A 16131-nucleotide genomic window follows, 5' to 3' on the forward strand; every position below is an offset into this window, starting at 1 on the left:
ATTGTCGTTGACGCGCTACAGATTCAGGCTCTCCTAGGGGAAGAGCCTGGATACCTTACGATGCGTCATACAATGCCTGCCCGACCTTTTACCGCAGCCCTTCTTTTCTGCGGAATTCTTGCATTCCTTCCAGCAAAGACCGCATCAGCCCAGAGCTTCCAGACATCCGCCCCGACTGCGGTGCTCATGGATGCGGACAGCCATGCCATTCTGTTCGAGAAGAACGCCGATGAACTGACGGCGCCTGCCAGCATGGCAAAAACCATGACGGCGGAAGTGGTCTTCAGCGAGATCAAGAACGGCCGCCTGAACATGGACAGCATGTTCACCATCTCCGAAAACGCCTGGAAGAAGGGAGGCGGGGGATCCGGCGGATCGTCCATGTTCGCGCAGGTCAATACCTCCGTGCGCCTTGAAGACCTGCTGCGCGGTCTCATCATCCAGTCCGGCAACGATGCGGCAATCGCCATCGCTGAGGGCATCGCCGGAACGGAGGAGAACTTCTCCAAAGTCATGAATGAGCGGGCCAAGCAGATTGGCCTGACCAAATCCACCTTCCGCAATGCGACCGGCTACGGCCATCCAGAGCAGAAAGCGACGGTTCACGACCTCGCCAAGCTCGCCCTCTACATCATTGAGACCTATCCGGACCTCTACAAGATCTTCGGCGAGCGGGAGTTTACCTGGAACAAGATCCGCCAGCAGAATCGCAACCCCTTGCTGGCCATGGATATAGGCGCAGACGGGCTCAAGACCGGCAATATCGATGAGTCCGGTTATGGCCTGATCGGGTCCGCCGTCCAGAACGGGCAACGCCTGATCGTGGTGGTCAACGGCCTCAAGACAGCCAGGGACCGTGCGAATGAATCCCGCAAGCTCCTGGATTGGGGCTTCCGTGCGTTCGACTCGCAGCAACTCTTCGCGGAAGGCCAAGTGGTTGGTGAAGCCCAGGTCTTCGGCGGCAGCAAGCGCTCTCTGCCGCTTGTGTCCAAGAAGCCTATTCGTGTACTGGTGCCTCGTGGCGATGGAGAGCGGGTGACCGCTCGCATCGTCTACACCGGCCCGCTGCGGGCTCCCATCCAAAAGGGAGCCGAGGTGGCCCGGCTTCAGGTCAACCGTGGTGATATGCAGGCGCTCGAAATGCCGCTCTATGCCAATGAGGACATCCAGGAAGGTACGCTGAGCCAGCGCGCCCTCGATGGTCTGTTGGAATTCAGCACTGGCTGGGTGCGCCGCGCCTTTACGAGCGTCATCGAAGGAATTTGATGGCAGGACGGTTCATTACGTTCGAAGGCGGGGAGGGCGCAGGCAAGTCGACCCAGATCGGCAGGCTCAAAGGTCGGCTGGAGCAGCTCTCGCAGCAAGTCCTTGTCACGCGGGAGCCTGGGGGCTCGCCCTATGCGGAGGAAATCCGCGCCTTCATTCTCGGCGGGCATGCCAAGAGCCTCGGCACTTTTGCGGAAGCCCTGCTTTTCGCCGCCGCCCGCATCGACCACCTGGACAAGACCATCGTTCCGGCTCTCAAGAACGGCACCCATGTGCTGTGCGACCGCTTCGCGGATTCCACTCGCGCTTATCAGGGCTCGTCCGGAAATATCGATCCGGCTCTCATCGACCGGCTGGAGCGCGTAGCCCTGGCGGGCACCAGGCCCGATCTTACCTTCATTCTCGATCTTCCCGCCGAAACCGGCCTTGCCCGCGCGAGCGAGCGGGCCGCACAAAAAGGCGAGAGGGCTGATCGGTTCGAGGGTGAGGCCCTCTCCTTCCACCAGAATCTGCGCCAAGCGTTCCTGGCCATCGCTCGCACACACCCGGAGCGCTGCGCCGTTATCAATGCCGACCAATCGGCGGACGAGGTGGAGGCCGCCATCTGGGCAACTCTGCGCGAGCGGCTGCCTGAGCTGACCAAGACGACCGAGAGGCCGCTCGATGTCGCGTGATGTTGAGGCTGTCGAGCCGGATCAGCTCGAGGGTGCGCCGCATCCCCGGGATCAGTTCGCTTTTTTCGGCCATCAGGAGGGCGAGGCGGCTTTCCTTGAGGGCCTTCGTTCGGGCCGGCTTCATCACGCCTGGCTGATCGGCGGTCCTCAAGGGATCGGCAAGGCGACGCTCGCTTATCGCGTCGCCCGCACGGTTCTCGACCCTAAAAAGACGAACGATTCCTCCATCGGCAGCCTGGACATCTCGCCGGACGCCCCCTCCGCGCGCCAGCTCTCGGCGCTCTCCCATCCGAACTTCGCGATCCTTCGGCGGGCTCCCGCCACCGACAAGAAGGCCGCTTCGACCACGATTCCCGTCGACGCCGTCCGCAAGGCGCTCAACATGTTCGGCTCGACCGCTGCCGATGGCGGCTACCGGGTCTGCATCGTTGACAGTGCCGAGGACCTGACGATCTCCAGCGCCAACGCGCTGCTCAAGGTCATCGAGGAGCCGCCGCCGCGCTCGTTATTTCTCATCGTCAGTCACGCCCCGCAAAGGGTGTTGCCGACGATCCGCTCCCGGTGCCGTCGGTTGCTGCTGCGCCCCTTGGCCGATTCCGACATCAAGGCGGTGATCGGCTCCCTGGGCGAGCCCTGGGCAGACAGCCCCGAGCATCTGGTCGATCAGGCGCTCGCTTATGGCGAAGGTTCCGTGCAGCGAACCCTCGAACTTCTGGACGAGGACAAGGTCGCCTTCATCGGCCAAATCACCCGGCTTCTGGACGGCTTGCCGCGTGCGGATACCAAGCAGGTCTTTGCTCTGGCCGAAGCCCTCGCCAAGCGGGATGCTGATGACAGCTATGAGCTCGCGCTGGAGACAGTCGAACGTTGGGTCTCAGGGCGGCTGCATCAGCAGGCAAGCCTAGGGGCGGCACGCCTTGCGCCTTTGGTGGAGGTGTGTGAGAAGATCAGCCGTTCGGCGCGCGAGATCGACGTGTTCAACCTCGACCGCCGGCCCTTCATCCTCACGCTGTTCGACGATCTGGCCGACGCGGTTCGGCGGACAACCTGACCTTGCGGCACTTGAGTGAAGGTTTGCATGAATTCAAGCGTTTAGGGATTCGACATGGCCGACAAACAGAAATTCTATATCACCACGGCTATCTCCTATCCGAACGGGGCGCCCCATATCGGCCACGCCTATGAGGTCGTTGCCTCGGATGCGATTGCGCGCTTCAAGCGTATCGACGGCTATGATGTGTTCTTCATGACAGGCACGGACGAGCACGGCCTGAAAATCCAGCAGACGGCGGACAAGAACAACACGACGCCCAAGGCCTTCGTCGACGAAATGGCGGCCAAGTTCCGGGCCATGGCCGATCGCCTGGACTGCTCCTATGACCGGTTCATCCGTACGACGGATGCCGATCATCTGCCTTCGACCCAGGAACTCTGGCGCCGGATGCAGGAAAAGGGCGACATCTATCTCTCCAAGTATTCCGGCTGGTACTCTGTGCGGGACGAGGCCTATTACGATGAGAGCGAGCTTACCAAGCAGCCGGATGGTTCCTGGCGCGCGCCCACGGGCACGCCCGTCGAATGGATCGAGGAGGAGAGCTATTTCTTCCGCCTCTCGGCCTATCAGGACCGCCTGCTCGCCCATTACGAGGCGAACCCGGATTTCATCAGCCCGGAAACCCGGCGCAATGAGATCACCAGCTTCGTACGTTCCGGCCTTCAGGACCTCTCGATCAGCCGCACGACCTTCAACTGGGGCCTGCCGGTGCCGGGTGATCCGAAGCACGTGATGTATGTGTGGATCGACGCGCTCAACAATTACATGACCGGCTGCGGCTTCCCGAACGAGAATGACCCGCGCTGGCAATACTGGCCCGCCGACGTTCACATCATCGGCAAGGACATCGTGCGCTTCCACACGGTCTATTGGCCCGCCTTCCTGATGTCGGCGGAGTTGCCGCTGCCGAAGCGTGTCTTCGGCCACGGCTTCCTGCTCAACAAGGGAGAGAAGATGTCGAAGTCGGTCGGCAACGTGGTCGATCCCTTCGACCTCGCCGACACCTACGGCGTCGATCAGATCCGCTACTTCTTCATGCGCGAAGTGCCATTCGGACAGGACGGCAACTACTCGCACGAGGCTATCGTCAACCGCATCAACGCGGATCTGGCCAACGACCTCGGCAACCTCGCGCAGCGCTCCCTGTCGATGATCGGCAAGAACTGCGACGGTGCGGTTCCACAGCCCGGCGAGTTCACTCAGGCCGATCAGGACATGCTCTGGCTGGCAGATGCCCTGCCGGAGAAGGCGAGGGCAGCGATGAAGGACTTCTCCCTCCACACGACGCTGGCCGAAATCTGGGCCGTCGTCGCCGAGGCGAACCGCTATTTCGCCTCGCAGGAGCCTTGGATCCTGCGCAAGACCGATCCTGCCCGAATGAACACCGTGCTCTACGTGACAGCCGAGGTTCTCCGAGCGGTGGGTATCCTGGCGCAGCCCTTCGTGCCGAATGCCGCCGCCAAGCTTCTCGATCTTTTGGCCATTGCGCCCGAGGGCAGGGGGCTAGCTGCCGTCGGTCCGGAGAAGCGCCTTGTCGCAGGAACGACCCTTCCGCAACCTGCCCCGATTTTCCCGCGTTATATCGAGGCGGAGGCCGAATAACGCTTCCGCTTTGATCGGTCGCATAGAAGCGGCAAAAGAATATTTTCTGTAGCTTCGTTGACGATGGTTAGATTGGCGGCGCGCTATGCCGACGACCAGTCTCATCAAGGTTTAGGAAACGAGATTTGCCTGGCTCGTCAATGATAGCACGATCCATCTCAAAACAGCCTGTTCAGAGAAATTGGCGAAAGAGGGGGTGATCGAGGCCAGTGAGTTTTTACTGGCATTAAGACGCATGACCAATGCGGTCGGCCCATCTAAAAAAAATTGGGCCTTGTGCTATAATAAAAGTGGAGCTGGCAGATAAGATCAGGACTGCAAGTTTCTTCAAATATTTAACGATGACTACCAAAACTTGTGCCCTAAACTTAGAAAATTCGTCAAACAGTGAAAATTTACATGGACTGCAAACTTTCAATGTCAGGTACATAGGCAACCAAAGCTTGCACTATGACACGCGTCTGAACTGGTCTGCCAAAACGTCGCGCATGTTGTAACAGATAATGCTTGCCGTTAGGGCAAGAATTATTTAATCGAATCATGTTACTCAGTTGCTATATAGCGACCATGAATAAGGTAGGACCAGTATGGCCAAGATCAGAATCCCGACAACCCCGCCGTTCCCGACAACGCCTGAAGAAATCACACAGGCCATGAATACTCCCGGAGATGACGTTATCTCGGGTACGGTCGCGCTCTTTATGGATTCGACCCCTTTCACAATCGATCTATCGAATCTTCAGCCTCAGTATACGGGCTCGGGCGTCGACACTTTTGCGCAGGGTATAATTACTGTTTTCACCGGCAATGGAAATGATGCCATCACGGGCAATGGTAATGACAATTTCATCATGGCTCAAGGTGGCAGTGACAAGGTTTCTGGCGGCGCTGGAAATGACGTTCTATTGGGCGGAGAGGGCATAGACACCCTTGATGGTGGTGATGGAAGCGATTTCCTGATGGCCGATTTCGGCAAAGATGTGCTCACCGGCGGCAAGGGTAAGGATTACTTCACGTTCATTGCCAAGCCCGCGAAAGGTGCAAACAGCGCCAAGATTACGGACTTTACTGTTAAGGAGGACAAGATTCTCCTGGCGAAAAGCGTGTTCAAGAAGGCCATGAGCGACAAGGGCGTCTTAAAGGCGGATAACTTCTATAAAGGCGTCGGTGCCACACAGGGTAAGGATAAAAACGACCATATCATTTTCGATACCCGAAGCGGCAAGTTGTATTACGATGCCGACGGAGTCGGTGGTCAAAAGGCGGAGCTGTTCGCGCAGCTGACCAAGAACAAGACCCTAGCAAGCCTGTCTCATAAGGATTTCTATATCTAGACAGCATCGTTTTTGCGGGCTGACATCAGTCCGGAGAAGCGCCTTGTCGCAAGGAACGACCCTTCCGCAACCTGCCCCGATTTTCCCGCGTTATATCGAGGCGGAGGCCGAATAACGCTTCCGCTTTGATCGGCCCCCTCCGGGCCACGGCGGAAGCGGGATATGTTCACGAGTTTTATGTTTGCGACCGGGATCGAGAACAGCATCCCGACCATCAACAATGGCCGCACGCGCATCGATCAGATGGAAAAGTGCGGCCATTACAAACATTGGAAGCTGGATTTCGACCTTCTGGACGATCTCGACATTCAGGTTCTGAGATACGGCCCACCGCTTCACACTTCATATGTCGGGCCCGGTCGCTATGATTGGTCATTCGCCGACATGACCTTCGGCGATATCAAGCGGCGCAATATCATTCCTATCGTGGACCTATGCCATTTCGGTGTTCCCGATTGGATCGGCAACTTTCAAAATCCGGATTTCCCTGAACTTTTCGCGACTTACGCGGAAGCCTTCGCGCAACGCTTTCCCTGGGTCCAGCTTTATACGCCCATCAACGAGATGTTCATCTGCGCTCAGTTTTCGGCCGCTTATGGCTGGTGGAACGAGCAGTTGAGCAGCGATCAGGCTTTCGTCACGGCTCTCAAGCATATCGTGAAGGCCAACGTCCTGGCCATGGAGCGCATACTCACGGTTCGCCCGGACGCCCTTTTCGTCCAGAGCGAGTCCTCTGAATATTTTCACGCAGAGAATCCCAAAGCCATCAAGCCGGCCGAGATCATGAATTCTCGGCGTTTCCTATCCCTGGACCTGAATTACGGGCGCCGGGTCGACTCGGAGATGTACGAGTTTCTTATGGACAGCGGCATGACTAGGGACGAGTACCATTTTTTCCTCAGCCGCTCTTCGCTCCGGCATCACAGCATCATGGGGAACGACTACTATGTCACCAATGAGCACCGGGTGCGGGCCGATGGCGTGACGACTGCAGCAGGTGATGTGTTCGGCTACGATGAGATCACGCGCCAATATTACGACCGCTACAAACTACCCGTCATGCACACTGAAACGAACTTGATGGAGGGGCCGAAGGGCACTGAGGCTGTGGACTGGCTCTGGAAGCAATGGGCCAACATTCTGCGGGTCCGCAACAACGGCGTGCCAATCGTCGGCTTTACTTGGTATTCCCTGACGGATCAGGTCGATTGGGACGTCGCGCTTAGGGAGGAGAACAACCGCATCACTCCCGTCGGTCTCTACGATCTCGACCGCAACATTCGCCCTGTCGGCCGTTGCTACAAGCAGATGATTCAGGATTGGTGTCACGTTCTTCCGGCGCAGAGCGTCTGCCTTTCCGTGCCGGTGGTGCGGCCTGATGAAGCCGATGAGGTGCATGTCGTCCGCAGTCAGGAGCGCTTGCGGAAGATGCGTCGGCGGGAGACCAAGGAGGACGATGAGCCGACGCCGACCGCTCAGGGCGTGCGTCGGTAGACGAAAGGCGCGATCCGAATTAAGCATCACGAGCAACAGCCGCCGCAGAGGAGGGCGCTTTCACCGATGCTGGTCGACAGTCACTGCCATCTGGACTTTCCCGACTTCCAGAGCCGCCTGCCGGACGTTCTCGCCGCCGCGTCAAGGGCCGGCGTCGGGCGAATGGTGACGATCTCGACCCATGTGGCGCGCTTCGAGGCCTATAAGGCCCTTGCGGAGGCTAACGAGAGCGTCTTTTTCACCATTGGCACTCATCCGCACAATGCTGACGTTGAACCCGATGTGCCATCGCAGACACTCATTGAGCTGTCGCAACATCCGCGTTGCATCGCCATCGGCGAGGCTGGTCTCGACTACCATTACGATAAAAGTCCACGGGACATTCAGCGGCAGGTTTTTCGCACTCATATAGCGGCCTCACGCGAGACAGGATTGCCGTTGGTGATCCACGCCCGCAATGCGGATGAGGACATGATCTCGATCCTCTCGGAGGAGATGAGTAAAGGCCGGTTTAGCGCTGTTCTCCATTGCTTCTCTTCAGGTGCCGAGCTGGCGCGGGTTGGTGTCGAACTCGGCCTCTACGTCTCTTTCTCGGGTATCCTGACCTTCCGGAATTCTGAGGAGATCCGTCGGATCGCCGCCGACGTCCCGCAGGATCGGCTGCTCGTGGAGACGGATGCGCCTTACCTCGCGCCGGTTCCCCACCGTGGAAAGACCAATGAGCCGGCCTACGTGGCGCATACGGCCCATGTGCTTGCCGAAGTCGTCGGCGTAAGCGATGAGAAAATCGCCGAGATTACGACCGCGAATTTCTACCGGCTGTTCTCGAAAGCCGCGCTGGCCGACGCCTCACAGGCAAAGGCGATTGCTTCATGAGCCTTCGTCTCACCATTCTCGGCTGCGGCTCTTCTGCCGGCGTCCCACGGGTTGGGGTAGGGTGGGGAGCATGCGATCCCCTGAACCCCAAGAATAGGCGCAGACGCTGTTCCGTCCTCGTGGAAAAGGCCACGGAAAACAAGACGACAAGCGTCCTGGTCGATACCACTCCCGATCTGCGGGACCAGCTTCTCGGTGCGAACGTGAAGCGGCTCGACGCGGTTCTCTATACCCATGAGCATGCAGACCACATCCACGGCATCGACGACCTTCGGCCTCTTGCCCTTGTCATGCATCATCGCATTCCGGTCTATGCGGACCGTGTAACCAGCGAACTGCTGCAGATGCGCTTCGGCTATTGCTTTCAAACGCCGGCCGGAAGCAGCTATCCGCCTATATTAACCATGCACCATCTCGAGCTCGGAATGCCGACCGTGATCTTTGGGCCGGGCGGCTCGATCGATGCGGTGCCGTTCCGCATGGTCCATGGAGATATCGACGCGCTTGGGTTCCGGTTCGGCAATATCGCCTATGCGCCGGATGTCAGCACGATGCCGGCGGAGAGCCTGCGCTATTTCGAGGATTTGGAAGTCCTGATCCTCGATGCCTTGCGCTATACGCCGCATCCGACGCATTTCTCCGTTTCCGAGGCCCTGGCATTTATCGAGCAGGTGAAAGCCCGGCGGGCCATCCTGACAAACCTGCATACGGATCTCGATTACGAGAAGCTGAAGCGCGAGCTGCCTCCGTATGTCGAGCCAGCCTTTGACGGGATGCAAATCGAAGTCGGGTAGAGGATGCATCAACCCTGAATCCTAAGAGGCTCCTAAGCCTTAGGAATGCCCATTCCCTCTACATGGATTGGTTCCATAATATATCTTATGCGAATTTGATATGTAGGGAGATGACGGCCTAATGCCGTCTCCCCTTATGATTGCGCCCTTCCCGAACGGCTCGCCGATCCATCGTCAATGGCTTCTGATGCTTCAACAGCTGTCCAGCTATGCGTGATCTTCGCCACAGCTCCGAGCATGATCGAGGCCGAGCAATATTTTTCCTTGGAGAGTTCGATGGCGCGTTCGACCTTGGCTGGCGTCAGGTTGTGTCCTGTGACCCGGTAATCGATATGGATAGCCGTGAAGACCTTCGGGTCCATCTCGGCGCGCTCGGCCGTAACTTCGACCTCGCAGTCCAAAACCTGCTCACGGCCCTTCCTGAGAATCTGGACCACGTCGAAGGCCGTACAGCCTCCCAGGCCTATCAGGAGCATTTCCATGGGCCGGATGCCAAGATTTCTGCCGCCATATTCCGGGGCTCCGTCCATCACCACGGCGTGCCCGCTGCCGGATTCGCCCACGAACATCATGCCGTCGACCAGTTTGACCCGTGCTTTCATGCTATTTCAGCCTCCGCATACCTGATGTCTTTTGACCATCTTTCTCTCTGATTCCCACCGGATTTGGGCTAAGAAGCGCCATCGGAAACAACGAAATGCCGGAAAATGAAGCCTTCCTCTGACATCGCTCGGCTCATCGAGATCATGGCGGCGCTGCGGACGCCCGAGACCGGCTGTCCCTGGGACCTGGAGCAGGATTTCGCGTCGATTGCACCATACACCCTTGAGGAAGCCTATGAGGTCGTGGATACCATTGAGCGCGGCGATCTGACTGATCTGCGGGACGAACTCGGCGATCTTCTCCTTCAAGTGGTTTTCCATGCCCGGATGGCCGAGGAGCAAGGTGCTTTTGCCTTTCCGAATGTGGTGGAGGCCATCACGAGGAAGCTGATCCGGCGACATCCTCATGTGTTTGGCAATGCAAAGGAGTTGTCTCCAGAGCAGGTCAAGGCGCTTTGGGATACTATCAAGACCGAGGAGAAAGCCGAACGGCGGCTGGAGCGCGAGAAGCAGGGCCTCCCCGTGGAGAGCCAGGAGACGGGTTTTCTTGGCGGCATTCCAACGGCCCTGCCCGCGTTGACCCGCGCCCAGAAGTTGACGGCGAAGGCTGCGAAGGTCGGCTTCGACTGGCCGGATGCTACACAGGCCATCGATAAAATTCATGAGGAATTGGAGGAGGTTAAAGAGGCCTCTTCAAGCGGCGAGAGAGATCGGATCGAGGATGAAATCGGCGATCTCCTATTCTCTGTCACCAATCTTGCCCGTCATTACGGCATCGACCCCGAAAGCGCGCTGCGCCGCACGAACGCCAAGTTCGAACGGCGTTTCGGCTCGGTCGAGCAGGCCCTTATGCGTCAGGGCCGAGATTTGAACGAAGCGTCGCTCGATGAAATGGAAGAGCTCTGGGTTCAGGCGAAAACAGCCGAGCGCTGAGGCTTACAGGACGCGAGCCTGCGGGAAACGGTTGAGGAAACGCGGTTCCTTACCGGCAATCACGCGAATCTGGAGGAGGGTGTGTCCATCCTCCCTCGGTGTCCTCGCCAAAATCTCTGTGTTCTCATGAAGCCAGGCGAGCCCCTGCCCGTCCTCAGGCGCCACATCCACTTCGTAGGTGCGCCGCCCCAGAGCCAAATGCTGCTCGATGGTGGCGAGCAGTTCGGGCACGCCCTCGCCTGTGATGGCCGAAATGAGAATGGGCCGCCTCTCCTCGCCAGTCCGCTCAGATGTCGCTGCCAGACGTTCGCGGTCCTCCAGCGTCAGAAGATCGGCTTTGTTCCACACCTCGATAATCCGCCGCGTGTCGTCGGGATCGATGCCAAGCTCCCGCAAAACGACGGCCACGTCGCCTGCCTGTGCCTCGGTCTCGCCATGGGACACGTCGCGAACATGCAGAAGAACATCGGCTTCGACCACATCTTCGAGCGTCGCCCGGAAGGCCGCAACGAGCATGGTCGGCAGGTCCGAAATGAAGCCCACGGTATCCGACAGGATAGCCTTTTCACCATGGGGCAGGTCGATGGCGCGGGTCGTCGGGTCGAGGGTGGCGAACAGCATGTTCTCAGCCAGGACCTCGGCCTGCGTCATACGGTTGAAGAGGGTCGATTTGCCGGCGTTCGTGTACCCTACCAGCGCCACGATAGGGTAAGGCACCCTCCTCCGGCTCGTGCGATGCAGAGACCGGGTTTTCACCACGCCTTCCAGATCGCGCTCGATCCGGTTCATGCGCTCCTGGATCATGCGCCGGTCGGCCTCGATCTGCGTCTCACCCGGACCGCCGAGGAAGCCGAAGCCGCCGCGCTGGCGCTCCAGATGGGTCCAGGAGCGGACGAGCCGGCCCTTCTGGTAGGACAGATGGGCGAGTTCGACCTGAAGCGTACCTTCCTTCGTGCGGGCTCGCCGCCCGAAGATTTCTAGGATGAGGCCGGTTCGGTCGATGACCTTCGCGCCCCAAGCCTTCTCCAGGTTTCGCTGCTGCACCGGACTCAGCGCGCAATCCATGACGACAAGGCCGATACCTTCCGCCTTGATCAAGCCTGCAAGCTCATCGACCTTGCCGCTGCCGATATAGGTCGCGGGCCGAGGTGACGCCAAAGGCGCGATCATGGATTGGACGACTGTGAGGTCGATAGCGAGAGCAAGGCCCGAAGCCTCGTCGAGGCGAGCTTCGGGCGGACGCGGGTTCGTGTCTTCGCGCTCCACGTCACTGGAGGCAAATCGCCGTTTGCGCGTCAGATAAGGGCCGACAACAAGCGTTTTCGTTCCGGCCGCAACCTCTTTCTCAGGTTCGGCCAGTTCTGCGAGACGTTGCTCCCCCGGAGTGCGCGGTTCCGTCACCTCAAGCCTTTTCGCCAGCCTCGTCGATCTGGTCGAACAACTGAACGGGCTGTCCCGGCATGATGGTGGATATGGCGTGTTTGTAAACCAGCTGAGAATGACCATCCCTGCGCAGCAGAACGCAGAAATTGTCGAACCATGTCACGACGCCCTGGAGCTTGACGCCGTTTACAAGGAATATGGTCAGCGGAATCTTTTGTTTCCGGACATAATTGAGAAAGGTGTCCTGGAGATTCTGCGCGCGATCGCCCGCCATTGAAGTTGCCTCGCCAGCCCATCGCCGCCGGTCTTGGCTATTGGGCCGCCTGTATATGATAATCCGCTATCGTGCGGTCGTTGGCCGGCCTTCATATTACAGGGCGAAGTTGACCGTTCGGCAAGGGGGGCTTCGCAGTTCTACCCCCTCTGTAGGATATTTTCCCGTGGATGGAGTGTTCTATGACACACTCCATCCCGGATCACAGAGCGATCTAGCCGCCGATACCCAGTGACTTCAGTTTCCGATGAAGAGCCGAGCGCTCCATGCCGATGAACTCCGCCGTGCGGGAGATATTGCCGCTGAACCGGGCAATTTGCGCCAAAAGGTATTCCCGCTCGAAAATCTCGCGGGCCTCGCGCAGGGGCATGCTCATGAGCTTTTCGCCGCCCGCTCCGCCTGGCGTCGTCGGCACGAGCGCTCCGATCTCTGAGGGAAGCATTTCGGCCGTCACTTCAGAATCGAGGTCGCCGGAGGTCAGAATCATCAGGCGCTCGACGTTGTTGCGTAGTTGGCGCACGTTGCCCGGCCAATCATGGGATTGCAGCACCGCCATGGCATCCTCGGCGATGCGCCGTTTGGGAAGGCCTGTGGTCGAAGAGATCTGGTCCATGAAGAACTCGATCAACTCCGGCACGTCCTCACGGCGCTCGGCCAACGACGGCACGCGGATCGGAATGACGCCGAGCCGGTGGAACAGGTCCTCCCGGAAGTTGCCGGCGGCGATCTCAGCGGGCAGGTCGCGGCTCGATGACGAGATGATGCGCACGTCCACATGGACGCGGGTCGTGCCGCCGATGCGCTGGAAGTTCTGATCGACCAGGACGCGCAGAATCCGGTTCTGCGTCTCGCGTGGCATATCGGCGATCTCGTCGATATAGAGCGTGCCGCCGTGCGCCTCCTCGAGCGCGCCCACGCGGCGTCCTCCACCCTCCCCGCCCTCGGTGCCGAAGAGCTCGGCCTCCATGGTTTCGGGCGTGATCGTCGCCGCCGTGAGCACGACGAAGGGGCCGTTCGCACGCGCTGACATGCTATGCACCGTCCGGGCCGTCAGCTCCTTGCCGGAACCGGGAGCGCCCGTGATGAGAATGCGCGCATTGGTGGGCGCTGCGCGCTCCACAGACTGCCTGAGCTGATTGACGACAATGGATTTGCCGGCGATGCGGCTCGCCTGCACCGAACGGGAGCGTAAGTCGCGGACCTCGCGCTTGAGACGTGAGGCTTCGAGCGCACGCTCGGCCACGAGCACGAGGCGATCGGCTTTGAACGGCTTCTCGATGAAGTCGTAAGCCCCCGATTTGATGGCAGAAACCGCCGTCTCGATATTGCCGTGACCCGAAATCATCACCACCGGCAGATCCGGATGCTGTGCCTTGATGATCTCGAGCACCTGCAGGCCATCGAGGCGGCTGCCCTGAAGCCAGATGTCGAGAAACACGAGATGCGGACGACGCGCCTCAATGGCAGCGATGGCATCGTCGGATGTGCCCGCAGTGCGGGTCCGATGGCCTTCATCCTCCAGGATTCCGGCGACCAGCTCGCGGATGTCGACTTCGTCATCGACAACGAGAATATCAGCGCTCATAGGCTTGCCTTGCGAGATTCGTTGCTCTCCGAAACGGCGGCCGCCATTTCGGATTCAACTTGTTTCCGTTTCGGGATCCACATGCGGACCTGTCCACCCCGCCCTGCGGGATTATCGACGAGGTCCATGCCTCCCCCATGGTCTTCGAGAATCTTGGCGACGATCGGCAGGCCCAGTCCGGTACCACCCTCTCGCGTCGTCATATAGGGTTCCAGAAGGCGTTGACGGCCCTCGACCGGGAAGCCCTTGCCGTTATCGGTGACGGCCAGGATCAAATAATCGGGATGCGTATCGTCCAGCGTCACGACGATCCGTGCCTGCCCTCGCTCCTCCTCTGGAACGGCGGCAATGGCCTCGGTGGCGTTTTTTACAATGTTTGTCGCCGCCTGAGAAATCAGCCTGCGGTCGAAGGGAGCAACCACCGGGCCTTCGGGGAACCGATCCACGAACTCGACCTCCGGATGCGCGATCCGCATCATGAAAACGACCTGACGGACGGTCTCCGCCAAATCCTCCTGGCTGATGGCCGGCTTCGGCATGCGAGCGAAGGAGGAGAATTCGTCCACCATGCGCTTGATGTCATCGACCTGCCGCACGATGGTGTCTGTGCATTGGTCGAATACCTCGCGATCCGTGGTGATGACCTTTCCATATTTGCGGCGAATGCGCTCGGCGGAAAGCTGGATCGGGGTCAGCGGATTCTTGATCTCATGCGCGATGCGGCGTGCCACATCCGCCCAGGCGGAGGTGCGCTGAGCCAGGACGAGATCAGTAATATCATCCAGGGTGATGACGAGGTCGCGCCGCTCGCTGCGGGCCTGCTCGCTCGTGACACGCACGTTGATCGTGCGCTCCTTGCCCTTGCGGGAAATCTGGATCTGCGACTGCATGAGGCGCTGGCGAGCCTGGCTCATTTCTTGAACCAGTTGCGTCACCTCGGGCAAGACGCTCGTGATGGGACGGCCGATCAACTCTTCCCGCGGCGTGCCGAGAAGCGCCTCGGTGGAGGGGTTGGCAATGGTGATCAGGCCACGCGCATTGATGCCGATCACGCCTGCGGACACGCCTGCAAGAACCGCTTCCGTGAAGCGTCTTCTGCGGTCGATGACTTCGCTCGCGGCGGTAAGGCCATCATGCTGCGTGCGCAGTTCGGCGGTCATCTTGTTGAAGGTTTCTCCGAGATGGCCGAGATCGCCCTCCCCGCGTTTCACCGGAACCTGGACATAGAAGTTGCCGGTCGCCACCTGATCGGTCGCGTGGATGAGGCGGCGGATGGGGGCCACGAGACGGTTGGCGAAATTCAGGCCGAACCAGATCGCTGAAAGCAGGACAATGAGGGCGATCAGGGTGAACATCGAAGCGAAGGCGACCTGAATGCCGGCCTTTTTCTGATTCAGTCCCTCATAGATCTCGACGCCGCGCTCAGCTACGGCGGGGAACTCGACCGCCCGGGGATCGACCTCGCGAGCGAGGTACAGGATGCGCCCGTTATGTGCGTCCAGTTTCAGAACCGAGCGAAAGATATTGCCGGTGCTCTGAAAGAGGCATAGAGCTTCTTGGTTGCTTGCGTCCGCCAGATCGGCCGGGGTCGGTTCCGGAATGCCCGGCACCTTCTTGCCCTCGATGCGCTCCACGACCGTGCCGTCCGGCTCCACGATCATGGCGAGCGGGAACCCTAAGAAAACCGCGCGGGAATTCATAAACTCCTGGAACAGCTTGCGGTCCGCATCGAAGAGAACCTTGGCCCGGTTGAGATCGGCCGCCATGAGCTGCGTCTCGCGGGCAATCGTCCGGCATTGCGTCTCCCGGTAGGACCGCGCGATCTCCACGGTGTTGAACATCAATTCCCTGATGGTGCTAGTGAACCAGGGATCGAGGCCCCGCTCCAGGGTGACCGTGGCGACTCCGGCCACGAGAACCGCGGGTAGGACGGCAACAAGGCTGAAAAGGCCAACGATGCGGACGTGAAGTCCTGCCGCGGCCGCTCCTGCCTTATGCTCGCGTACGAGCTTGCGCGCCTGCCAGGCGACGATGCCGAGCAGGAGCGCGATCAGGATACCGTTCAGGATGAAAAGCCAGACGACCACATCATGCGTGGGCAGGATCGGCGTGGCACCGGCCAGGACGAGGAAAGTCGTCAGGGCGGAACCCAGTGCCGTCAGAACGGCCACATAGCCCAGCCAGCCGAAGCCTCTATGGCTCGGCTCGGCTGTCTGATGCTGCTCTTGTATGCTCTGGTCGTTCAAGACGTGAGGCCCCG

Annotated in this window: 14 protein-coding genes; 9 read left to right on the forward strand and 5 right to left on the reverse strand. The window is 59.5% G+C overall.

Annotation, left to right across the window (positions count from 1 at the left end; genetic code table 11):
- The first annotated feature begins 60 nt into the window (after window positions 1-60).
- From AB4Y85_RS01155 to AB4Y85_RS01190, 8 genes are all read left to right on the forward strand, one after another.
- Entirely contained in the window at window positions 61-1266 is a 1206-nt protein-coding gene (locus AB4Y85_RS01155; RefSeq protein ID WP_441983008.1) for a D-alanyl-D-alanine carboxypeptidase family protein, read from the forward strand.
- Window positions 1266-1940 carry a dTMP kinase gene (tmk, locus tag AB4Y85_RS01160; protein ID WP_441983009.1) on the forward strand — a complete coding sequence of 225 codons (675 nt, stop codon included), beginning with the start codon at window positions 1266-1268 and terminating at the stop codon, window positions 1938-1940. Before AB4Y85_RS01155 ends, tmk begins: the two co-directional genes overlap by 1 nt.
- On the forward strand, window positions 1930-2991 hold the full coding sequence (locus tag AB4Y85_RS01165) for a DNA polymerase III subunit delta' (protein ID WP_441983010.1): 1062 nt from the start codon (window positions 1930-1932) through the stop codon (window positions 2989-2991). Before tmk ends, AB4Y85_RS01165 begins: the two co-directional genes overlap by 11 nt.
- A gap of 54 nt (window positions 2992-3045) precedes the next feature.
- Window positions 3046-4596 (forward strand): methionine--tRNA ligase, encoded by a 1551-nt coding sequence (gene metG / locus AB4Y85_RS01170; protein WP_441983011.1) that lies wholly within the window; start codon window positions 3046-3048, stop codon window positions 4594-4596.
- A gap of 587 nt (window positions 4597-5183) precedes the next feature.
- Window positions 5184-5930, forward strand: a complete 747-nt coding sequence (locus AB4Y85_RS01175) for a calcium-binding protein (RefSeq protein ID WP_441983012.1) — start codon at window positions 5184-5186, stop codon at window positions 5928-5930.
- Between the two features lie 162 nt (window positions 5931-6092).
- Window positions 6093-7424 carry a family 1 glycosylhydrolase gene (locus tag AB4Y85_RS01180; RefSeq protein WP_441983013.1) on the forward strand — a complete coding sequence of 444 codons (1332 nt, stop codon included), beginning with the start codon at window positions 6093-6095 and terminating at the stop codon, window positions 7422-7424.
- A 66-nt stretch (window positions 7425-7490) separates the two neighbouring features.
- Window positions 7491-8300, forward strand: a complete 810-nt coding sequence (locus AB4Y85_RS01185; protein ID WP_441983014.1) for a TatD family hydrolase — start codon at window positions 7491-7493, stop codon at window positions 8298-8300.
- The gene (locus tag AB4Y85_RS01190; protein WP_441983015.1) at window positions 8297-9094 is read left to right on the forward strand and encodes an MBL fold metallo-hydrolase; all 798 of its coding nucleotides are present in this window, start codon (window positions 8297-8299) and stop codon (window positions 9092-9094) included. Before AB4Y85_RS01185 ends, AB4Y85_RS01190 begins: the two co-directional genes overlap by 4 nt.
- 134 nt (window positions 9095-9228) lie before the next feature.
- Here the strand turns inward: AB4Y85_RS01190 and AB4Y85_RS01195 are convergent, their stop codons facing one another.
- Window positions 9229-9696, reverse strand: a complete 468-nt coding sequence (locus AB4Y85_RS01195; RefSeq protein ID WP_441983016.1) for an OsmC family protein — start codon at window positions 9694-9696, stop codon at window positions 9229-9231.
- Between the two features lie 105 nt (window positions 9697-9801).
- Here AB4Y85_RS01195 and mazG point away from each other — a divergent pair, with 105 nt between their 5' ends.
- A complete protein-coding gene (gene mazG, locus AB4Y85_RS01200) occupies window positions 9802-10629 on the forward strand; it encodes a nucleoside triphosphate pyrophosphohydrolase (RefSeq protein ID WP_441983017.1) in 828 nt (275 codons plus the stop codon).
- Window positions 10630-10632: 3 nt separating this feature from the next.
- Here mazG and hflX read toward each other — a convergent pair whose 3' ends face one another.
- The 4 genes from hflX to AB4Y85_RS01220 all read right to left on the reverse strand — a co-directional run bounded on the left by hflX (window position 10633) and on the right by AB4Y85_RS01220 (window position 16117).
- On the reverse strand, window positions 10633-12030 hold the full coding sequence (gene hflX, locus AB4Y85_RS01205; protein WP_441983018.1) for a GTPase HflX: 1398 nt from the start codon (window positions 12028-12030) through the stop codon (window positions 10633-10635).
- A 1-nt stretch (window position 12031) separates the two neighbouring features.
- Window positions 12032-12286, reverse strand: a complete 255-nt coding sequence (gene hfq, locus AB4Y85_RS01210) for an RNA chaperone Hfq (RefSeq protein WP_009491222.1) — start codon at window positions 12284-12286, stop codon at window positions 12032-12034.
- A 214-nt stretch (window positions 12287-12500) separates the two neighbouring features.
- Window positions 12501-13871, reverse strand: a complete 1371-nt coding sequence (gene ntrX / locus AB4Y85_RS01215) for a nitrogen assimilation response regulator NtrX (RefSeq protein WP_441983019.1) — start codon at window positions 13869-13871, stop codon at window positions 12501-12503.
- Window positions 13868-16117, reverse strand: a complete 2250-nt coding sequence (locus AB4Y85_RS01220) for an ATP-binding protein (RefSeq protein WP_441983020.1) — start codon at window positions 16115-16117, stop codon at window positions 13868-13870. The genes ntrX and AB4Y85_RS01220 overlap by 4 nt, the downstream gene beginning before the upstream one ends.
- Window positions 16118-16131: the final 14 nt, after the last annotated feature.

It is taken from the genome of Microvirga sp. 2YAF29 (genome assembly GCF_052114605.1).
Lineage (GTDB): Bacteria > Pseudomonadota > Alphaproteobacteria > Rhizobiales > Beijerinckiaceae > Microvirga.